Genomic DNA, 19,659 nt, shown 5'->3' on the forward strand with positions numbered 1-19,659 from the left:
CAGATCAACCGACAGCAAATCAGACGGTGGACTCTTCACCATCCAGACTCACTTCGTGATCGCTGTTGAACACCTGCATGTCGGTTTCGCCCATCAGGCGGCTGGTGACCGTCCCTGCGGTGATGGAACCGGAAACATTCAGTGCGGTACGGCCCATGTCGATCAGCGGCTCGATGGAGATGAGCAGACCGGCCAGCGCCACCGGGAAGTCGAGTGCAGATAGCACGATCAGCGCGGCAAAGGTGGCGCCGCCGCCAATCCCAGCCACCCCGAAGGAGCTGACGGTGATGATGGCGATCAGGGTCATGATGAAGCCGGGATCCATCGGGTTGACCCCGACGGTCGGGGCGATCATCACTGCCAGCATGGCCGGATAGATACCGGCGCAGCCGTTCTGGCCAATGGTGGAGCCAAAAGAGGCGGCGAAGTTGGCGATCCCCTCAGGAATACCCAGCGACTTGGTTTGGGTCTGCACGTTCATCGGGATGGAGCCCGCACTGGTGCGCGAGGTGAAGGCAAAGGCCAGCACCGGGGTGATCTTCTTGAGGAAGCGCAGCGGGTTGATGCCGACCAGGCTCACCAGCAGCAGGTGCACACCAAACATGATGGCAATAGCGCCGTAAGAGGCCATCACAAAGCTAAGCAGGTTGAGAATATCTGCGTAGTTGGAACCGGAAACCACCTTGGTCATCAGCGCCAACACACCGAACGGGGTCAAACGCAGCACCAGAGTCACCATCCGCATCACGATGGCATGGGCCACGGCCACGAAGTGGCTGAAGCTGGCGAAGATCTCCGGCTTCTTGCGGGCGATGCCGGTGGCAGAGAGGCCGATGAAGATGGAGAAGATCACCACAGCGATGGTGGAGGTCTTGCGCGCCCCGGTCATATCGAGGAAGGGGTTGGCCGGAATGAACTCCAGCATCATCTTGGCAAACGACATGCTCTCAACGCTGCCGAGTGTGGTCTGCAGCGCAGCACTACGGGCGCTCTCGGCGGCACCGGAGGTGAGCCCCTCAGCGGTCAGGCCGAACAGGTTGGACATCAGGATGCCCGCCCCGGCGGCGATGGCAGTGGTGAAGATCAGCACGCCTATGGTCATGGCGCTGATCTTGCCCAGCGCAGTGCCGCCATTGAGCTTGAGGATGGCGCCGATGATGGAGACCATGATCAGCGGGATGATGATCATCTGCAGCAGCTTCACATAGCCGCTGCCCACGATATCCAGATAGTCGACGGTCTGGACAATGACGGACGAACCGGCGCCATAGAGCAGTTGCAGCGCGGCGCCAAACAGAATACCGAGCCCCAGACCGGCAAATACCCGGCGGGTAAAGCTGACATGCTTTTCCTGTAATCGATAGAGAAAGAACAGCAAGATGGCAGCAATGGCCAGATTGCCGATAACGCTAAGTGTCATGGTATGACTCCCCAAAAAGCGGGCTTGCGCCCGAGAAACAAGAGCAAGCACCATGCTTGCCCTGGCAACCGTGTCAGACGGTCTGCGCCGCCGTGACAAGAACAAGGGGGTCTATCGCCCCCTTGTCACAGATTCACTGCTTCTGCTGTTTCGCTCGCATGATGTTGATGATCTCGATGTCGGTATCCAGCATCCCCTCTTTGGAGAGGCGGCCCAGATTGGCGATAGTCTCGTCCACATCATCGGAGACGATCCCCTCGCTCTGGGGGACATGCAGGTTGTTGATAGCCATCAGCGAGGACTTCACCGCCGCCGAGGTGGAGGTGGATACCTTCATGGAGCAGGCGCTGCCAGCGCCGTCGCAGATAATGCCGGAGACGTCGCCAATCATGTTGTTGATGCAGTGGCTGATCTGCTGATACTGACCGCCCAGCAGCCAAGTGATGGCGGCACCGGCGCCCATGGCGGCAGTGCTGGCGGCGCAGAGCGCCGACAGCTTGTTCTGATAGGTTTTGATATAGATGGCCACCAGATGACTCATCACCAGCGCCCGGGTCAGCTGCTCATCGCTCATCTTGAGGAAGCGAGCGGCCGCCACCACCGGCATGGTAGCGGCAATGCCCTGATTGCCGGAACCGGAGTTGGACATGGCGGGCAACATGGCGCCATCCATCCGCGCATCGGAAGCGGCGGAGGAGAGGCGCATCGCCAACGTCATCAGGTCATCGGAGAGCAGCTTGCGCTCCACCTGCTCGGTGAGGATCTTGCCGATCTGCAGGCCGTAACCCTGCAGCCCCTCATCTGCCAGCGCCTGATTCATGGTGGCGGCCTCGCGGATAAAGTCGATCTCCGCCAGCGGCACTGCCAATGCAAAATCGACGATCTCCCGCAGGGTCATGGCCGGCTTGGCAGATTTGGCTGGCTGGATCTGCACGCCGGGGGCACTGTTCTGCGCCATCAGCACCTCGCCATCCTTCTCCATCAGGATAATGCGGGTGTGGTCGGTACAGATCACCACCCGGGCGCTGTGGCCGTCCACTTCGGCCAGCACCTCGGCATAGAGCACGTCCGGCACATCCTTCACATCCACCTTGATAGCGGGCAGCAGCAGCTTGGCCGCTTCCACCTGCGCTGGCGTGAGAGCCTTGAGCACCTCCAGCCCGGCATCGGGATTGCCGCCGGTGATGCCGACCGCAGCCGCCACCGGCAGGCCAATCATGCCGGTACCCGGCACCCCGACCCCCATGCCGTTCTTGAACAGATTGCCGCTGACCCAGACGCTGATGCGGGTCGGGGTCTCCCCCAGCAACTTGCGGCAGTTGGCCGCCGCCAGGGCCACCGACATGGGTTCGGTGCAGCCCAGGGCCGGCACCACTTCACGCTTGAGCAGGGTAATAAAGTCGGTCCATTGTGGTTTCATCTGTGCATTCTCATTCTGGTGGCGCAATGCCTGCCATCACAACAGGCAACGGCATGGCAAAAAAGGGGGACACGGGGTCAACATCAATCCGGAGCGCGTCGTCGAGACGTCGCGAGAGCGAGAGAGGTGGCCATCTGATAACAGCCCCATGCAAATCAACTTAATTTGATTTTAATATCAATAGGGTCAAATTAAGTTGCGCAACATCGCTTTTCAGCGCCATTATGCCCATCTTTTAACAAAGCGCGAAAAATTGTGATGTAACGCACAGACGGCGAAGTCACCTAGAGATGGTAGCGGGCCAGTAACTGCTGGTAGGCGGGGGTCCGCTTGAACTGTTTCAGGGCGGCAGAGAAGCGGATAGCCAGCTGGTCGTGGCCAGGCTTGTGGGTAAATCCGAGAAAGTTGCGGTTATCGTCGGTCAGCAAGCGACGAGCGTTGAGCACCTGACCCTGCAACCCCTGAGTAAGCAGCAGATAACGACCGACCTGCTCATTGAGTACGACACCATCCAGTCGGCCAGCCATCATCATGTGCAGTTGCTTGACCATCTTGCCATCGCCCGTCATGGCGAGCCTGATCACCCCTTCATCGGCCAGAAAATCGGGGCTATAGGCATAGTCGGCCTGAATGCCGATCCGCAACCCCTTGAGATCGGATAATTGCTCGAATTTCACCGGGCGATCCGCCGGATAAAAGAGCACTTCGCCGCTGTACGAGAGCGGCTCTTCGGGATAGTGGAGCCACTCTTGGCGATCCTCGATATAGAAGATATCGAGTACTGCATCCCCCTGCCCGAGCCGGGCCTGTTGCAGTACCCGCTTCCATGGCAGCACCTTCACCTCGATGCGATAGCCGAGTTGCTGCAGCACGGTGCGAGCCAGATCGAGATCCGCTCCTACCAGCTCCCCCTTGTCACTGCGCATCACATAAGGGGGCCACAGTTCGGTCAATATGGTCAGGGTCGGTTTTTCGTGAGCCATGGCCACGCCACCGCCGAGAAGAGAGGCCAGCAACCAGCCATACCACCCTATCTTTCGCCAACCCTGACACCACATCATAGAGATCCCTCATGATCCGCATGGAGTGAGGATATACAAGGAGGGAACAATAAAAAAGGAGGCCGAAGCCTCCTTGACGTCTGTTTTCTGACAGTCACTTACAGTGCTTTGAGGATCGCCTCGACGCTGGCCTTGGCATCGCCAAACAGCATCTGGGTATTCTCTTTGAAAAACAGCGGGTTCTGGACACCGGCGTAGCCAGTGTTCATGGAGCGCTTAAAGCCGATGACGTTCTGCGCTTTCCACACTTCCAGCACCGGCATACCGGCGATCGGGCTGCCCGGATCTTCCATCGCAGCCGGGTTGACGGTGTCGTTGGCACCGATCACCAGCACGGTGTCGGTATCGGCGAAGTCGTCGTTGATCTCGTCCATTTCCAGTACGATGTCATACGGCACTTTCGCTTCCGCCAGCAGCACGTTCATGTGGCCTGGCAGACGACCGGCAACCGGGTGGATACCGAAGCGCACCTTGACGCCGCGGTCACGCAGCTTCTGGGTGATCTCGGCGACCGGATACTGGGCCTGCGCCACCGCCATGCCGTAGCCCGGGGTGATGATGACGGAGCTGGAGTTCTTCAGCAGGTCAGCCACTTCCTCGGCGCTGGTCTCGCGGTATTCGCCCATCTCCTGGTCAGCCGTGGAGGCCACACCGTCGGAGCCGAAGCCACCGGCGATCACCGAAATGAAGGAGCGGTTCATCGCTTTACACATGATGTAAGAGAGGATCGCACCGGAGGAACCTACCAGCGCACCCACCACGATCAGCAGGTCATTGGAGAGCATGAAGCCCGCCGCTGCCGCGGCCCAACCGGAGTAGGAGTTGAGCATGGAGACCACCACCGGCATGTCGGCACCACCGATGGAGGCCACCAGATGCCAGCCGAAGGCGAAGGCGATCAGGGTCATCACCAGCAGGGCGAAGGTAGAGCCGCCCGCGTTGACGAAGTAGACCATCAGCGCCAGAGAAGCGACCACCGCCAGCAGGTTCAACTTGTGGCGGTGCGGCAGCATCAGTGGCTTGGAAGAGATCAAACCGCGCAGTTTGCCGAAGGCCACCACGGAACCGGTGAAGGTCACGGCACCGATAAAGACGCCGAGGAATACTTCCACCAGGTGGATGTTCAGCATGGCGCCGGTGAGGTGCTCGACCTGGGCGACGCTGGCCGCCTGCTCGAACGCCGCGCGGGCGGCTGCCAGCGTGGCATCCAGGTTGGAACCAACGGAGACCACCACTTCAGCAGGGGCGGAGGGGTGCAGATCAATGAAGCTGTTGAAGCCCACCAGCACCGCTGCCATACCCACGAAGCTGTGCAGCACGGCGACCAGCTCGGGCATCTCGGTCATCTCGACCTTGAGCGCCAGACGCACGCCGATGGCACCGCCAATCACCATGGCCAGGATGATCCAGTGCACACCACTGGTCTCCGGGTTGAATACGGTGGCGAGCAGGGCGATAGCCATACCCGCGATACCGAACAGGTTGCCATGCTTGGCCGTTTCTTGCTTCGACAGTCCCGCGAGACTGAGGATGAAGAGCACGGCGGCAACGATATAGGATGCTGTTACCAGTCCTTGAGACACGTTAAACCCCCTTAATCCTTACGGAACATCTTCAGCATGCGCTGAGTGACGGTGAAACCGCCGAAGATGTTGATACTGGCAATCAGCACGGCGACAAACGAGAGCACGGTGACCAGAGTCGACCCTTGCCCGATCTGCAGCAGGGCGCCGACCACGATAATGCCGGAGATGGCATTGGTGACTGACATCAGCGGCGTGTGCAGGGCGTGCGAGACGTTCCACACCACGTAGTAACCGACCACGCAGGCCAGGATAAATACGGTGAAGTGAGAGAGGAACGCAGCAGGCGCCACGGCAGCGACCCAACCGAAGGCGGCGATCCCCAGCGCACCCCAGATGAACTTCTTGTTGGAGGGCTTGGCCTCTTCCTTCTTGGCGGCCGGTTTGGCGGCGGCCGGTTTCTGTGGCGCAGCAGAGACGGAGATGGCGGGCGGCGGGAAGGTCACTTCACCGGCCTGGATCACCGTCATGTTGCGCTGAACCACGTCTTCGAAGTTGATGGCAACCTTGCCGTCCTTCTCCTTGCACATCAGCTTCATCAGGTTGACCAGGTTGGTACCGTAGAGCTGGGAGGATTGGGCAGGCAGACGACCCGGCAGATCGGTGTAACCGATCACCTTGACGCCGTTGTCGGTGACATGCAGTTCACCCGGCACTGTGTATTCGCAGTTGCCGCCAGCCTGAGCAGCCATGTCCACGATGACGGAGCCCGGCTTCATGCTGTCGACCATCTCTTTGGTGATCAGCTTGGGAGCCGGCTTGCCCGGGATCAGGGCGGTGGTAATGATGATGTCCACCTCTTTGGCCTGCTGGGCGAACAGCGCCATCTCGGCCTTGATGAACTCTTCGCTCATCACCTTGGCGTAACCGTCAGAGGAGGCACCATCTTCGCCGCCGAAGTCCAGCTTGAGGAATTCCCCCCCCATGGATTCGATCTGCTCGGCCACTTCCAGACGGGTATCGAACGCACGCACAATGGCACCGAGGGAGCCGGCCGTACCGATGGCGGCCAGACCGGCGACACCGGCACCGATCACCAGCACCTTGGCAGGCGGCACTTTACCGGCGGCGGTGATTTGACCGGTGAAGAAGCGACCGAACTGGTGCGCTGCTTCAACCACGGCGCGATAGCCACCGATGTTGGCCATGGAGGAGAGGGCATCGAGGGACTGGGCACGGGAGATCCGTGGCACCATGTCCATCGCCATCACATTGATGTTGCGCTCGGACAGCTTCTTGACCAGCTCAGGGTTCTGGGCAGGCCAGATGAAGCTCACCAGAGTGGCACCATCTTTAATTTGTGCGATCTCGGCATCGGACGGCGCATTGACCTTGAAGATAAGGTCGGCTTGCCAGACGCTCGGCACCACGCTGGCACCGGCAGCCTCGAAGGCGGCATCATCGAAGCTGGCCAGCTGGCCTGCGCCGGATTCGATGGCGACCTCGAAGCCGAGCTTTTTCAGCTGCTCGACGGTCGCCGGGGTCGCTGCGACCCGGGTCTCACCGGCGAGACTCTCTCTCGGTATTCCAATCTGCATGACTATTCCCTGATGGTTAATAAACAATCGCTGCCCAGTGTCTCACTTCTGGCGAAACAAGACATGACCAAAGTGCAGGTCCAAGGCTCTTTGTTATGAAAATCAGTAGGCTTTACCTCAACCTCCTGTCATGGTCAGGCCCCCGCTTTTCAGGCGCGAAGGTGATTAGTATCAAATTTTGGAGTTTTATTACAACCGCAGTCCCGGCATCGCGCGTACAGAATTCAGCCCATCTTGGGCTGCGGTAAAAAAAAACAAACCAAATTAGAGGCTTATACCAGTAAAAACGACTGAAAAAAGTGATCCAACCAGTCAAAAAAAATGTTTTACCGGCCCTCTATCTTAGCGTTTTTTGTTCTTACGAAATCCGCTTTCGTCTCACTTCTCGCAGCGAAACCCCGAAAAGTAACATTTACCCAACGAAAACAGGGCCGCTCAGCCGCCAAATGGCGGGAGACAGCCCCGACAATTTAATCATTTCACCGGTGTGGAGCCGATTGACTGTCCTTACCAGGCCGCTTGATAAATATGCTGACTCTGCACCAGGTCGATGTCGCCGTGCTCGCCCAGACGGGTCATGCCGTGCTCCCCCAGCTTGCCGATCAGGGTATCGATACCCAGATCCTTGAGGCCGTAGTCGCGCAACCGGGTCTTGACCCCCATCCGCTCGAAGAAGTCGCGGGTCGCGGCAATGGCGTCGTCGATGCGATCCGCTTCGCTGCCGCTGTTCAGCCCCCACACCCGCTCTGCGTATTGCAGCAGCTTGGCGTGCTTCTGTTTGCGCTTGGCCTGCAACAGGGCTGGCAGCACGGCCGCCAGGGTCTGGGCGTGGTCGAGCCCGTGCAGGGCGGTCAGCTCGTGACCCAGCATGTGGGTGGCCCAATCCTGCGGCACCCCGGCACCGATCAGACCGTTCAGCGCCATGGTGGCGCTCCACATGATGTTGGCGCGCACCTCATAGTTGTGCGGCTCGGCCAGCGCCTTGGGGCCCTCTTCGATCAGGGTCAGCAGCAGCCCTTCGGCGAAGCGATCCTGCACCTTGGCGTTGACCGGATAGGTGAGGTATTGCTCCAGAATGTGGATGAAGGCATCCACCACCCCGTTCGCCACCTGACGCGCCGGCAGGGTGTAGGTGAGCACCGGATCCAGCACGGCGAAGCGCGGCATCACGAACGGCGAGAAGAAGTGCACCTTGTCGCCACTGCTACGACGGGTGATGACGGCCCCCATGTTCATTTCTGAACCGGTCGCCGGCAGAGTCAGCACAGTGCCGAGGGGGATGGCTGAGCGCACTTCGCTGCCGGCGGTCTCGAGAATGTGCCAGGGATCTTTGGCCAGATCGTAGTGCGCGGCAGCGGCGATAAACTTGGTGCCATCGAGCACTGAGCCACCGCCAACGGCGAGCAGGAAGTCGACCCGCTCGGCACGGGCCAGCTCCACGGCGCCCATCAGGGTCTCGTAGGTCGGGTTGGGCTCGATACCGCCAAATTCAAACAGGGTGAAGCCGGCCAGTTCGCTGCGGATCTGCGCCAGCAGGCCGCTGCGTACCACGCTGCCGCCGCCATAGGTGATCATGACGCGGGCATCGCTCGGGAGCTGCTCGCGCAACTGGGCGATCTGCCCCTGGCCGAACAGGATTTTGGTCGGGGTATGGAGGGTAAAGTTGTTCATCGACATTGCCTTCTTCTGCTAGTCAGGGCGGCCAGGCCGCGAAATCGTGCTTGCATTTTTCTCCATAACCCCCCTACCATCAAGGCAACATCCTGCTTAATCCTTGCCTATTTCTACAAAGCAGCAAAAACCGGAACAGTCGAATCAAAGCGCGCCCATGCAACACCGTTACAGCGACCTCGCCGCCAGAGTGACCCGCCACGTCACCGCACCCGGCATCACACCCTCCCCGGTGGAGCAGGTGAATTTCATCTATACCACCGAGTACCACGGCCGTACCCCGGTGCTCTATCAACCGCGGATAATCGTGATCCTGCAGGGGCACAAGGTGGGTTATCTGGCGGATCAGGTGTTTCGCTACGACCCCAACCACTACCTGCTGATGACCTTGCCGCTGCCCTGCGAGTGCGAGTGCTTCGCCTCCTCCGAGCAGCCGCTGATCGGTTTTACCATCGAGATCAACATGGTCACCCTGCAAGAGCTGCTACTGGAGCTGGGCGATGCCCTGCCCGCCCCCGCCCCGCAGAAGATCGGCATCCACTCGGTGCCCCTGTCGGAGGCGATGTTCTGCGCCGCCGAGCGGCTGATCGAGCTGATGGACAACCCGCTGCACGCCAGGGTGCTAGGGCCGCAGACGGTGCGCGAGATGCTGTTCCACGCCCTCACCGAGGGGGGCGGCCCGGCGCTGCAGGCGCTCGCCAATCGCCACAACCATGTGGGCCAGATCGCCCGGGTGCTGCGTATGATAGAGTCCCGTTATGCCGACAACCTCACCATGGAGGAGCTGGCGCGGGAGGTGAACATGAGCGTCTCCGCCTTTCACCACCACTTCAAGGCGGTCACTGCCACCTCGCCCCTGCAGTACATCAAGTCGTTTCGCCTGCACAAGGCGCGAATGATGATGCTGCACGATGGCATCAAGGCGGGTACCGCGGCGGCCAGAGTCGGTTACGAGAGCAACTCCCAGTTCAGCCGGGAGTACAAGCGCTTCTTCGGCAGCACGCCGACGGATCAGGCCTCCCGCTTCCGGGATGGCCAGCTGCGCATCATCGAGGGATAACAAGAGAGGGATTACTTATGCGTTCACTGCTTTGCCTGTTCACCGCTTTGCTGCTGACGGCCTGTACCGGGATTGCCGATGGCATCCGCCCCGTCACCGGCTTCCAGCTCGATCGTTATCTTGGCACCTGGTACGAAATCGCCCGCTTCGACCACAGCTTCGAACGGGGGCTGGAGCAGGTGAGCGCCACCTACAGCCTGCGCGACGATGGCGGCGTCAAGGTGCTCAACCGCGGCAAGCAGAGCGATGGCAGCTGGCGCGAAGCCGAGGGCAAGGCCTACTTCGTCGGCAACCCGGACGAGGCGCGGCTCAAGGTGAGTTTCTTCGGCCCCTTCTACGGCGGCTACAACGTCATCGACCTCGACCCCGATTACCAGCTCTCGCTGGTGACCAGCTACAACTACGACTACCTCTGGATCCTCTCCCGCTCACCCAACCCGCCCAAGGAGAAGGTGGATGCGCTGGTCGCCAAAGCGAAGTCGCTGGGCTTTGCCACCGACCAGCTTATCTGGGTCAAACAGATTCCTTAAGCCAGTCGTGAAATAACAAAGGGCAGCCCGCGGGCTGCCCTTTCTGCTGCAGAGTCTCGATCATCTGCTGGATCTCGTCGGTGGAGTCGTTGAGCGCCAGCAGGTTGGTCTGTTCGGCGATGCCGCTGATGGTGGCCAGAATGTCGCTGATCTTCTGGGCATGGCTGTCGAGCTCGTTGATCACCTGACTGGCATCGGCCACTTCGTCTGCCAAGCCAGTGATGCTGCGCTGACTCTGACCGACCTGGGATTGACCGGCGATCTCCTGGGTGGCGGAAGCCATCTCGGTCACCGCGGTCGCCACCATCACGATCTCGTCCTGCTGCTGGCGTACCCGCTGACTGCGGGCCTGCGCACCGGACGCCTGAGTACGGGATTGGGCAGCCAACTCGACGGTCACATCCCGCAACCGACTGACGATGCCATGCAGCCGCGCCACAAACTGGTTCAAGCTCTGGGCCAGCTGGCCCACTTCATCCTTGCTGTGCGTGTTGATGTGAACGGTGAGATCCCCCTCACCGTGGGCGATGTCGTGCAGGGCGTGCGCCACCCGACCCAGATCAGCGAACAGGTATTTGAAGGTGGCGGTGAGCAGGGCACTGAACACCAGCAGCACCAGGGTCAGCCCCACCAGCTTCTGCATGGTGACGCTGACATAGGGGGCGGTGACGATCAGTTGACCCGCTTTCACCGCATCCTGATACCAGGGTCGCTCGCGCGGGTCATAGTTGCCGGTATTGAGAGAGGGATCCTGCCGGATCATGACCCCCTGTGCGGAGCCAAAAAGGTGAGACCGAAACCACCGGAGGTGTAGGCCTGCTTCAGATGAGGCACCAGCTCGGCCTGTCACTTATCCCTGATATGCACCGGCGGAGTAGGTCAGCTCATAGCTGTGGCTGTAGATCTCGATGATATTGCCGAACGGATCTTCCATGTAAACCATGCGGTAGGGCTTCTCACCCGGGTAGTACTCGCGCACCGGCATCCGTTGCTTGCCGCCCGCCGCGACGATGCGCGCCGCCAACCCCTCGACATCCGGATCCTGCACACTGAAGTGGAACACCCCGCTCTTCCAGAATTCGAAGTTGTTCTCGCGCAGCTCACTGTTGGGAAACTCGAACAACTCGATGCCAATCTTGTCGCCGGTGGAGAGGTGGGCGATGCGGAAAGAACCCCAGCCCGGGCCGAACACATCGTTGCACATCACCCCGATGGCGGAGTCATCCTCGGTAATGGTGGTTGCCGGCATGATGAGATACCAGCCCATCACCTTGGTATAAAACTCGACCGCTTTGTCGAGGTCAGTCACAGTGATGCCGATATGGGAGAAGTTGCGTGGATAGGTCATAGGTCACCTTGAAATTGTGTGTGGGAAACAGGTGACATGATAGGAAGGGGCGACATAATGAAAAATAAGGTCAAACTAATGGAAGGCATAAATTAAATTTATGGTTAATCCGCTCTGGCTCCACACTCTGGTGGTGGTGTATGAAACCGGCAGTTTTACCCGCGCCGCCGAGCGGCTGGATCTCACCCAGGCCGCAGTCAGTCAGCATATCTCGCGCCTTGAAGCCGAATTTGGCCCCCTGCTGCTGCGCAGGCCCCGCCAACTGGAGCTCACCCCGCGCGGGCTGGTGCTGCTCGACTTCGCCCGCCAACAGGCACAGGCCGCAGAACAGCTGCGGGCCCGCCTCTCGGATGACGATCCCCATAGCGGTACCATCACCCTGTCCACCCCCGGCAGCATTGGTCTGCTGCTCTATCCCCTGCTGCTCGACCAACAACAGGAGCACCCCGGGCTCACCATCCAGCACCGCTTTGCCCCCACCTCCGACATAGTGCAGGCGGTACTGGCAGGGCGCAGCGATCTGGGACTGGTGGATCTACCGCCGGAGCACCCCAGCATCGCCGCCGAGCCGTTCGCCCGCGAGCCGCTCTGTCTGGTGGTGCCCAACGATGGCGAGGAGCAAAGCTGGCAACACCTCTGTCAGCTCGGCTTTATCGACCACCCGGATGGTCGCAGCATGGCCCAGCGCCTGCTGGGACGGCGCTACCCCGGTCAACGCTTCGAACAGATCCCGCTACGCGGCTTTACCAACCAGATCGGCCTGATCCTTGAGCCGGTCGCCCGCGGCCTCGGTTTTACCGTGCTGCCCCGCTTCGCCGTCACTGCCTTTGCCCAACAGGATAAGATCCGGGTGCTCCAGAACAGCATTGAGGTGATCGACACCCTCTGGCTGATCTACCGCGCCGAATGGCCGCTCCCCGCCCGCCACCAGCGGCTGGTCGCCGTCCTGAAACAGCGGGTTGCTGCACACTGAACGCTCTTGCGGCAGACGTCGAAATCAATGTGGCCACAGTCACTGGGGTGCTAACGGCAAGAAGGAGAAGAGAAAGGAGAGATGGATAAATTGGCAAACGCCAGAAATGCGAAAGGCCAGCTCAATGAGCTGGCCTTTCTAAAAATGGCAGGGGCGGCAGGACTCGAACCCGCAACCATCGGTTTTGGAGACCGCTGTTCTACCAATTGGAACTACGCCCCTGCAACAAACGAGGCGTAGTATACAAAGTGGAAATCAAAGGTAAAGGCTTTTTTTACGCTTTCGATGCAATTGCACAAATCCCGAGCAAGTAACGGTTATTTGTGCAGCGAAGCAGGATAACTTGCTGTATTTGCAGCCCTGCCGGGGTAGGAATGGGACATAAATGGGGGTAGGGTAAAATCAGGTACCGGGAGGCTGATTATGCTCAATTACCGATTGATCCAACAACTCGCACCCCTCAATTTCAGGGATGAACGCAAGACAGAGTCCCTGCCCGCCTACCTTGAACGGGTCGCGCCGCTGGTGCCCTTTATTCCTGAAAATGTGCTCTCCCAGTGGATTTATCGCCATTGGCGCGGTTTTGAGTCCAACTGGAGCTTTATCGATCTCGCCCGTCACCAGTTTCTGTGCGAAACCTGGCCCACCGCACAGGTGATGGCGCAGATAGACTCCCGCCATATGGAGGTGATCGAGCGCTGGGGCGAGATGCTGCGCAGCAATCGCTACGTGCGCCGCTCCTGGCTCGGCGAGAAGATGTTGAGTGAAGGCTCCTGGCCAGAGCCGATCATCGTACTGGCACCGGAGGAGGGAGCCAGCTACCCGAACGGGCAACCGCTGCCGCAACCCTACTGCCTGCTAGAAGGGCACCACAGGCTCGGTTATCTGCGCGCCATGGCACACGATGGGGAACCGCTGCAAGCGACGCACAGGGTGTGGATTTGCCGCCCTGTTCTCGCTACTTAAACGTTTTTATGCTGAAATTGGCATCGAAAATAAATTTTTGACAATTAAAAAAGCGGCCATATAATCTGTCCGGTTTTGAAAAAGGTCGGGACGAAACGATGCAGTTTTTGATTCAGAAAACAGCCTTGCAGACGGGTGGAGCGCACCAGAGCGGCCCCGTTGTTTCTGGTTCCCGTCCCAACGATCCCCAGTTATTTTTAAAAAGAGCCCCTGTTTCAGGGGCTTTTTTTTGTGCCCGAAAAACCTCCAATGATGTCAAAGGGAATGCAGACGATGACCAATCCACTCTATAAGAAACATGTCATCTCCATTTCGGACCTGACCCGGTCAGAAATGGAACTGGTAGTCTCAACCGCACAACGGTTGAAGGCCGAACCGGACACCCGCCTGTTGCAAAACAAGCTGGTTGCCAGCTGCTTCTTCGAAGCCTCCACCCGCACCCGCCTCTCGTTCGAGACCGCGGTACAGCGCCTTGGCGGCAACATCATCGGTTTCGCCGACGGGGGCAACACCAGCGCCAAGAAGGGCGAGACCTTGGCTGACTCCATCAAGATCATCGGCTCCTACTCGGATGCGGTGGTAATGCGCCATCCGCAGGAAGGAGCGGCCCGGTTGGCCTCCGAGTTCTCCCGCGTACCAGTCATCAATGGCGGTGACGGTTCCAACCAGCATCCGAGCCAGACCCTGCTCGACCTGTTCACCATCCATGAGACCCAGGGTCGCCTGGATAACCTCAACATCGCCTTCGTCGGTGACCTCAAGTACGGCCGCACCGTGCACTCGCTGGCCCAGGCCCTCAGCCTGTTCAACTGCCGCTTCTTCTTCATCTCCCCGGAAGCGCTGGCGATGCCGGACTACATCTGCGAAGAGCTGGAAGAGAAGGGCATCCAGTTCAGCGTCCACCAGACCATGGAAGAGGTGATGCCGGAGCTGGATATCCTCTACATGACCCGGGTCCAGAAAGAGCGCTTCGACGAGACCGAATACAAGCACATGGCCGCCAAGTTCGTGCTGGAAGTGGCCACGCTGGAAGGGGCCAAGCCCACCATGAAGATCCTGCATCCCCTGCCCCGCGTCGACGAGATCGATGTGGCGGTCGACAAGACCCCCCACGCTTGTTACTTCCAGCAGGCGGAGAACGGAGTCTATGCACGCCAGGCGCTGCTGGCACTGGTACTGAACGAAACTGTCTGAGCTTAGGGGAATATCATGTCTGACAAGAACCAACTGCAAGTCGAAGCCATCCGTCACGGCTCCGTCATCGATCACATCCCCGCTGGCCAGGGCATCAAGATCCTCAAGCTGTTTCAGCTGGTCGAAACCCAGGAGCGGATCACCGTCGGCTTCAACCTGAAATCCGGCGCGCTGGGCAAGAAGGATCTCATCAAGATTGAGAACACCCGCCTGACCGAGCAACAAGCCAACCAGCTGGCGCTGTTCGCCCCGAAAGCGACCGTCAACATCATCGAAGACTTCAATGTGGTGAAGAAGCACCAGCTGGCGCTGCCAGAGTTCATCGCCGGGGTGTTCCACTGCCCCAACTCCAACTGCATCTCTCACAACGAGCCGGTGGACAGCTACTTCCGGGTGCGCGAAGTGAAAGGCGTGGTGCGGATGAAGTGCAAATATTGCGAGAAGTCCTTCACTCAGGACATCGTCAGCGAGCGTTACTGATATCTGATTGGGCCCCGCTGGGCCCATTTTTGAACCCTGTCACATCACCGAATTTCCAGTCAGCTATAATTTGCCATCGCATGATGGTAATGCCCGCTCATTCCCTGCATATAGATGGATTATCAGTGTTTTTGCCTGATAACTGACTGCTATGGCAGATATCGCGCGTTTACCTCCGGTCATCATCAAAGGAATTCGCCGTGGTCAAAACCCTCAGTCGTCCCGTTGCCCAAGAGCCCGATCTGGCCCAGCTGGATGCCTGTCGCCAGATCATCGGTCAGCACTGCTACAGCACCCAGGAAGAGATCCGCCGCGAGCTGTCGGAGCGCGGCTTTGCCGACATCAGCCAGTCCACCATCTCCCGCCTGCTGCGCCGCCTCGGCGTTGCCAAGGCGCAGAATGCCAACGGCAAGAAGGTCTACACCCTGGTCGATGAGCAGCTGGAACCCGCCGGCAGCACCCGCTCGATCCACGACATGGTGCGCGAAGTGGTGTACAACCAGCAGATGGTGCTGATCCACACCACTCCGGGGGCCGCCACCGTGGTGGCCCGCCTGCTGGATCGCAACGTCAATCCCGAGATCATGGGCGCTGTCGCGGGCAATGACGTGGTGCTGGTCGCGCCGCGCCATATCAGCCGCACCCGTCAGGCCCATGCCGCCGTGGTGCGCACGCTGGCGCAGGCCCGCTAAGCCCTCGCCCCCAAATGCACTGAGGCGACCCGCGGGTCGCCTTTTTGTTGCCTGCTATTTTGTGCCCATCACTTCTTGCGCCCATAAAAACGGGAGCCCGCAGGCTCCCGTTTCATATTGCATGTCATCGGTGTCATGAGAGCACTGCGCCCAGGCTCAGGCAGACCACGATCAGCACGGTCAGGATACCGAGCAGCGGAGCCACCCACTTCAGCCAGCGCACATAAGGCACCTTGGCGATAGCCAGACCACCCATGACCACGGCGGAGGTCGGGGTCACCAGGTTCACCAGACCAGAGGCAGACTGGTAAGCAGTCACCACCAGATCGCGACCCACGTTGGCGAAGTCGGCCAGCGGCGCCATGATCGGCATGGTCAGCACGGCCAGACCGGAAGAGGAGGGCACCAAGAAGGAGAGCACCACTTCCAGCAGGAACATCACGTTGATGAACACCACGGTCGAGAGGCCGGTCACGATCCCTTCTGCGCTGTTCAGGATGGTGTGGGTGATCATGCCGTTGTCCATCACCACCACGATACCGCGGGCGATACCGATGATCAGCGCCACACCCAGCAGGTCGCGGGCACCGTCGATAAAGTTGGAGGTCAGCTCCTCCTCACTCATGCGGGAGATGAGGCCCACGATGATAGCGGCAGCCAGGAACACGCCGGAGATCTGCGCCATCCACCAGCCCAGCACGGCCACCCCGTAGATCATCACGGCAAAGGCGGCGACGAAGATACCCAGCACGATTTTACGGGTCAGGGTGAACTCCAGCATCTGGTCGCTCTTGTTACCAAGGAAGTGGGCACGGTTCTCTTCCCACTTGTCAGCCACCAGGGACTTGCTTGGATCGTTGCGTACCATCTTGGCGTAACGCATCACGTAGGCAACACAGATCAGCCAGCCGGCGATCAGCATGGCCACGCGCAGCCAGATACCGTCGGTGAAGGAGATGCCGGCCGCGTTGGCGGCAATCACGGTCGCAAACGGGTTGATGGTGGAACCGAGAGTACCGATACCGGCGCCCAGCAACACGGTTGCCGCCGCCACCACCGGGTCAAAACGGGCGGCCATCATCACCGGCACCAGCAGGGTGTAGAAGGGCAGCGACTCTTCGGCCATCCCGTAGATGGTGCCGCCTGCGGCGAACAGCGCCATCAGGATCGGGATCATCCACTCTTCCCGGCCGCGCAGGCGGTCGGTCACACGTTCAATACCGGCATCGATGGCGCCTGTCTTGGTCACAATGCCAAGAAAACCACCGATGACCAGGATAAAGAGGGAGACGTCGATAGCGCCTGCCTCATAGGTTTCGTGGTTGTAGAGGCCATCGATAGGTGCCAGCAGCACGTCAACGATCCCCTGGGGATTTCCCTCCACCAGTTGGTAGGTACCCGCCACCGGCACTTCTTTGCCGAGGGCTTCGTTCATGGTCATCTCATATTTGCCGGCCGGCACTATCCAGCTCAGGGCGGCCACCAGGGCGATCAGCACGAACAGTATCGTGTAGGCTGACGGGAACTTGAATTTGGTCATGGTCCAGCTTCCTTCTGTGGGTGTGGTATCCATGCAGGCTGCGGGTTGTAGGGTTAGAGGTATTATGCCGCTGTCACATGGTCGAAAAACCGGGGGTTGCCCCCCGGCACCACTACTGCGACCTTAGTCGCCCAGCGTAGCAACCATCACTGCCTTGATGGTGTGCATCCGGTTTTCGGCCTCGTCGAACACGATGCTGTGCTCGGATTCGAACACGTCCTCGGTCACTTCCAGACCCTTCATGCCATATTTGTCAGCCACTTCCTTGCCCATGGTGGTCTCGTCGTTGTGGAACGCCGGCAGGCAGTGCATGAACTTCACATCCGGGTTCTTGGTGGCGTTGATGACATCCATATTGACCTGATACGGGGTCATCAGTTTCACCCGCTGATCCCAGGCTTCTTTCGCTTCACCCATGGATACCCAGACGTCGGTGTAGAGGAAGTCGGCACCCAGCACACCCTCTTTCACCTCTTCGGTCAGGGTGATGCGTGCGCCGGTCTCTTCGGCGATCAGGCGGCACTTGGCAACCAGCTCCTCTTCCGGCCAGAAGGCTTTCGGCGCGACCAGACGGATGTCCATGCCCATTTTGGCGGCGCCGACCATCAGGGAGTTACCCATGTTGTTGCGGGCATCACCCAGGTAGGCGAACTTGATTTGATCCAGACGTTTGCCCTTGCCGTGCTCCAGCATGGTCATGAAGTCGGCCAGGATCTGGGTCGGGTGGAATTCATTGGTCAGGCCGTTCCAGACCGGTACGCCAGCATGGGCACCCAGCTCTTCCACGATCTCCTGACCGTAGCCGCGGTATTCGATACCGTCATACATGCGGCCCAGTACACGGGCGGTGTCCTTCATGGACTCCTTGTGACCGATTTGGGAACCGCTTGGGCCAAGGTAGGAGACTTGCGCGCCCTGGTCGAAGGCCGCCACTTCAAACGCACAACGGGTACGGGTGGAGGTCTTCTCGAAAATAAGGGCGATGTTCTTGCCGACCAGATGCTTGCGCTCGTAGCCACCGTATTTGGCTTTCTTCAGGTCGATGGCCAGATCGATCATGTATTGGATTTCGCGCGGGGTGAAGTCCAGCAGTTTCAGGAAGTTACGGTTACGCAGATTAAAAGCCATGATGAGTTCTCTCTATATATGTTTCAGACCAGTTCGGGCAGTAGTGTTGACTACGCATTCTCAGTACAGATTCAGTAACTAGGCATGTTCAGTGCGAGTGGCGACGATATTGGTGCCGGCTTCTCCCTTGAGGATGGCGAGGCCATCTTCCAGCGAGCCGATGCCAACCATGCCGCCGGTCGCTTTGACAAATTCACAAGAGGCTTCGACTTTCGGTCCCATGGAGCCTGCATCGAACTTGACCCCGGCCAGCTCGTCCGGACTAGTGATCCGCAGCGGATGCTGGGTCGGCTTGCCCCAATCCAGGTAGACGGCATCGGCATCGGTCAGGATCAGCAGGGCGTCGGCCTTGATCTGCTTGGCCAAATAGGCGGCAGACATGTCCTTGTCGATGACGGCTTCGATACCGGTCAGGCTCTGGCCATCCCAGGTCACCGGGATACCGCCACCACCGGTACAGATGATGAGGTGGCCCTGGGCGATCAGGGTTTCGATGGCGTCGCCTTCGACGATGCGCTGGGGCAGCGGGGACGGCACCACGCGGCGGAAGAACTTGCCGTCAGCCTTCACCACCCAGTGCTTCTCGGTCGCCAGGGTGCGAGCTTCCGCTTCTTCATAAACGGGGCCGATAAATTTGGTCGGATTGGCAAAGGCCGGATCCTTGGGGTCAACCTGCACCTGAGTCAGCAGCGCGGTCACGTTGCGGCTCGGCATCAGGTTTTTGAGCTCCTGGATCAGCATGTAGCCGATCATGCCCTGGGACTCGGCACCCAGCACATCCAGGGGATAGGGAGACACCTTGGTATAGGCGCTGTTTTGCAGGGCCAGCAGACCGACTTGCGGGCCGTTGCCGTGCACCAGTACCACGTTGTACTCCTGAGCTATCAGGGCGATGGTCTTGGCGGCGGTGGCGATGTTCTTGCGCTGGATATCCGCTTCAAGGGGCTCGCCACGACGGAGCAGGGCATTGCCACCCAGGGCGACGACGACAGTTGGTTTTTTCATGAGTGTTGATCTCGAGTCTTGGTATCTGTGGCGCCAGCCTCTGCCGGCGC

General features: G+C 59.6%; 17 protein-coding genes, 1 tRNA gene and 1 pseudogene. 7 read left to right on the forward strand and 12 right to left on the reverse strand.

Features of this window, described 5'->3' with window-relative positions:
• Nucleotides 1-19: 19 nt before the first annotated feature.
• The 6 genes from BN1125_RS10655 to yqhD all read right to left on the reverse strand — a co-directional run bounded on the left by BN1125_RS10655 (nt 20) and on the right by yqhD (nt 8,693).
• Nucleotides 20-1,420 carry an L-cystine transporter gene (locus tag BN1125_RS10655; RefSeq protein ID WP_042012279.1) on the reverse strand — a complete coding sequence of 467 codons (1,401 nt, stop codon included), beginning with the start codon at nt 1,418-1,420 and terminating at the stop codon, nt 20-22.
• A gap of 133 nt (nt 1,421-1,553) precedes the next feature.
• On the reverse strand, nt 1,554-2,840 hold the full coding sequence (locus BN1125_RS10660) for an L-cysteine desulfidase family protein (protein ID WP_042012280.1): 1,287 nt from the start codon (nt 2,838-2,840) through the stop codon (nt 1,554-1,556).
• Between the two features lie 284 nt (nt 2,841-3,124).
• Nucleotides 3,125-3,901 (reverse strand): substrate-binding periplasmic protein, encoded by a 777-nt coding sequence (locus tag BN1125_RS10665; protein WP_042012281.1) that lies wholly within the window; start codon nt 3,899-3,901, stop codon nt 3,125-3,127.
• A 98-nt stretch (nt 3,902-3,999) separates the two neighbouring features.
• On the reverse strand, nt 4,000-5,484 hold the full coding sequence (gene pntB / locus BN1125_RS10670) for a Re/Si-specific NAD(P)(+) transhydrogenase subunit beta (RefSeq protein ID WP_042012282.1): 1,485 nt from the start codon (nt 5,482-5,484) through the stop codon (nt 4,000-4,002).
• An 11-nt stretch (nt 5,485-5,495) separates the two neighbouring features.
• Entirely contained in the window at nt 5,496-7,022 is a 1,527-nt protein-coding gene (locus BN1125_RS10675) for a Re/Si-specific NAD(P)(+) transhydrogenase subunit alpha (RefSeq protein WP_042012283.1), read from the reverse strand.
• A gap of 507 nt (nt 7,023-7,529) precedes the next feature.
• Nucleotides 7,530-8,693, reverse strand: a complete 1,164-nt coding sequence (yqhD, locus tag BN1125_RS10680) for an alcohol dehydrogenase (protein ID WP_042012284.1) — start codon at nt 8,691-8,693, stop codon at nt 7,530-7,532.
• Between the two features lie 157 nt (nt 8,694-8,850).
• Between yqhD and BN1125_RS10685 the strand changes: the two genes are divergently transcribed.
• Together BN1125_RS10685 and BN1125_RS10690 are read left to right on the forward strand one after the other, a co-directional pair.
• Nucleotides 8,851-9,753: an AraC family transcriptional regulator gene (locus BN1125_RS10685; RefSeq protein WP_042012285.1), complete on the forward strand. Its 903-nt coding sequence runs from the start codon at nt 8,851-8,853 to the stop codon at nt 9,751-9,753.
• 17 nt (nt 9,754-9,770) lie between these two features.
• Nucleotides 9,771-10,283, forward strand: coding sequence for a lipocalin family protein (locus tag BN1125_RS10690; RefSeq protein WP_042012286.1), 513 nt, complete (start codon nt 9,771-9,773; stop codon nt 10,281-10,283).
• Nucleotides 10,284-10,326: 43 nt separating this feature from the next.
• Here BN1125_RS10690 and BN1125_RS10695 read toward each other — a convergent pair.
• Nucleotides 10,327-11,129: pseudogene (locus BN1125_RS10695) on the reverse strand (methyl-accepting chemotaxis protein); the annotation flags it as partial.
• 4 nt (nt 11,130-11,133) lie between these two features.
• Nucleotides 11,134-11,631, reverse strand: a complete 498-nt coding sequence (locus BN1125_RS10700) for a lactoylglutathione lyase family protein (RefSeq protein ID WP_042012287.1) — start codon at nt 11,629-11,631, stop codon at nt 11,134-11,136.
• A 100-nt stretch (nt 11,632-11,731) separates the two neighbouring features.
• Here BN1125_RS10700 and BN1125_RS10705 point away from each other — a divergent pair, with 100 nt between their 5' ends.
• Nucleotides 11,732-12,604, forward strand: coding sequence for a LysR family transcriptional regulator (locus BN1125_RS10705; protein ID WP_042012288.1), 873 nt, complete (start codon nt 11,732-11,734; stop codon nt 12,602-12,604).
• Nucleotides 12,605-12,749: 145 nt separating this feature from the next.
• Here the strand turns inward: BN1125_RS10705 and BN1125_RS10710 are convergent.
• A tRNA-Trp gene (locus BN1125_RS10710) sits at nt 12,750-12,826 on the reverse strand.
• 201 nt (nt 12,827-13,027) lie between these two features.
• Between BN1125_RS10710 and BN1125_RS10715 the strand changes: the two genes are divergently transcribed.
• The 4 genes from BN1125_RS10715 (at nt 13,028) to BN1125_RS10730 (ending at nt 15,936) form a co-directional block, all read left to right on the forward strand.
• The gene (locus tag BN1125_RS10715) at nt 13,028-13,570 is read left to right on the forward strand and encodes a hypothetical protein (RefSeq protein WP_042012289.1); all 543 of its coding nucleotides are present in this window, start codon (nt 13,028-13,030) and stop codon (nt 13,568-13,570) included.
• Nucleotides 13,571-13,843: 273 nt separating this feature from the next.
• Nucleotides 13,844-14,764, forward strand: a complete 921-nt coding sequence (gene pyrB, locus BN1125_RS10720) for an aspartate carbamoyltransferase (RefSeq protein WP_042012388.1) — start codon at nt 13,844-13,846, stop codon at nt 14,762-14,764.
• 15 nt (nt 14,765-14,779) lie between these two features.
• Nucleotides 14,780-15,244 carry an aspartate carbamoyltransferase regulatory subunit gene (pyrI, locus tag BN1125_RS10725; RefSeq protein ID WP_042012290.1) on the forward strand — a complete coding sequence of 155 codons (465 nt, stop codon included), beginning with the start codon at nt 14,780-14,782 and terminating at the stop codon, nt 15,242-15,244.
• A 200-nt stretch (nt 15,245-15,444) separates the two neighbouring features.
• Nucleotides 15,445-15,936 (forward strand): arginine repressor, encoded by a 492-nt coding sequence (locus BN1125_RS10730; RefSeq protein ID WP_042012291.1) that lies wholly within the window; start codon nt 15,445-15,447, stop codon nt 15,934-15,936.
• A 133-nt stretch (nt 15,937-16,069) separates the two neighbouring features.
• Here BN1125_RS10730 and BN1125_RS10735 read toward each other — a convergent pair whose 3' ends face one another.
• The 3 genes from BN1125_RS10735 to arcC all read right to left on the reverse strand — a co-directional run bounded on the left by BN1125_RS10735 (nt 16,070) and on the right by arcC (nt 19,609).
• Nucleotides 16,070-17,476 carry a YfcC family protein gene (locus BN1125_RS10735; RefSeq protein WP_042012292.1) on the reverse strand — a complete coding sequence of 469 codons (1,407 nt, stop codon included), beginning with the start codon at nt 17,474-17,476 and terminating at the stop codon, nt 16,070-16,072.
• 123 nt (nt 17,477-17,599) lie between these two features.
• A complete protein-coding gene (gene argF / locus BN1125_RS10740; RefSeq protein WP_042012293.1) occupies nt 17,600-18,604 on the reverse strand; it encodes an ornithine carbamoyltransferase in 1,005 nt (334 codons plus the stop codon).
• 78 nt (nt 18,605-18,682) lie between these two features.
• Complete coding sequence (gene arcC / locus BN1125_RS10745) at nt 18,683-19,609, reverse strand: carbamate kinase (protein ID WP_042012294.1); 927 nt, start codon at nt 19,607-19,609, stop codon at nt 18,683-18,685.
• Nucleotides 19,610-19,659 lie beyond the last annotated feature (50 nt).

The organism is Aeromonas fluvialis (assembly GCF_000819885.1).
Classification (GTDB): Bacteria; Pseudomonadota; Gammaproteobacteria; order Enterobacterales; family Aeromonadaceae; genus Aeromonas; species Aeromonas fluvialis.

Excerpts from the sequence above, each read along its gene's own strand:
- BN1125_RS10655 (WP_042012279.1), bottom strand. The coding sequence starts at position 1,420 with ATGACACTTAGCGTTATCGGCAATCTGGCCATTGCTGCCATCTTGCTG.
- BN1125_RS10660 (WP_042012280.1), bottom strand. The coding sequence starts at position 2,840 with ATGAAACCACAATGGACCGACTTTATTACCCTGCTCAAGCGTGAAGTG.
- BN1125_RS10665 (WP_042012281.1), bottom strand. The coding sequence starts at position 3,901 with ATGATGTGGTGTCAGGGTTGGCGAAAGATAGGGTGGTATGGCTGGTTG.
- BN1125_RS10675 (WP_042012283.1), bottom strand. The coding sequence starts at position 7,022 with ATGCAGATTGGAATACCGAGAGAGAGTCTCGCCGGTGAGACCCGGGTC.
- yqhD (WP_042012284.1), bottom strand. The coding sequence starts at position 8,693 with ATGAACAACTTTACCCTCCATACCCCGACCAAAATCCTGTTCGGCCAG.
- BN1125_RS10685 (WP_042012285.1), top strand. The coding sequence starts at position 8,851 with ATGCAACACCGTTACAGCGACCTCGCCGCCAGAGTGACCCGCCACGTC.
- BN1125_RS10690 (WP_042012286.1), top strand. The coding sequence starts at position 9,771 with ATGCGTTCACTGCTTTGCCTGTTCACCGCTTTGCTGCTGACGGCCTGT.
- BN1125_RS10700 (WP_042012287.1), bottom strand. The coding sequence starts at position 11,631 with ATGACCTATCCACGCAACTTCTCCCATATCGGCATCACTGTGACTGAC.
- BN1125_RS10705 (WP_042012288.1), top strand. The coding sequence starts at position 11,732 with ATGGTTAATCCGCTCTGGCTCCACACTCTGGTGGTGGTGTATGAAACC.
- BN1125_RS10715 (WP_042012289.1), top strand. The coding sequence starts at position 13,028 with ATGCTCAATTACCGATTGATCCAACAACTCGCACCCCTCAATTTCAGG.
- pyrB (WP_042012388.1), top strand. The coding sequence starts at position 13,844 with ATGACCAATCCACTCTATAAGAAACATGTCATCTCCATTTCGGACCTG.
- pyrI (WP_042012290.1), top strand. The coding sequence starts at position 14,780 with ATGTCTGACAAGAACCAACTGCAAGTCGAAGCCATCCGTCACGGCTCC.
- BN1125_RS10735 (WP_042012292.1), bottom strand. The coding sequence starts at position 17,476 with ATGACCAAATTCAAGTTCCCGTCAGCCTACACGATACTGTTCGTGCTG.
- argF (WP_042012293.1), bottom strand. The coding sequence starts at position 18,604 with ATGGCTTTTAATCTGCGTAACCGTAACTTCCTGAAACTGCTGGACTTC.
- arcC (WP_042012294.1), bottom strand. The coding sequence starts at position 19,609 with ATGAAAAAACCAACTGTCGTCGTCGCCCTGGGTGGCAATGCCCTGCTC.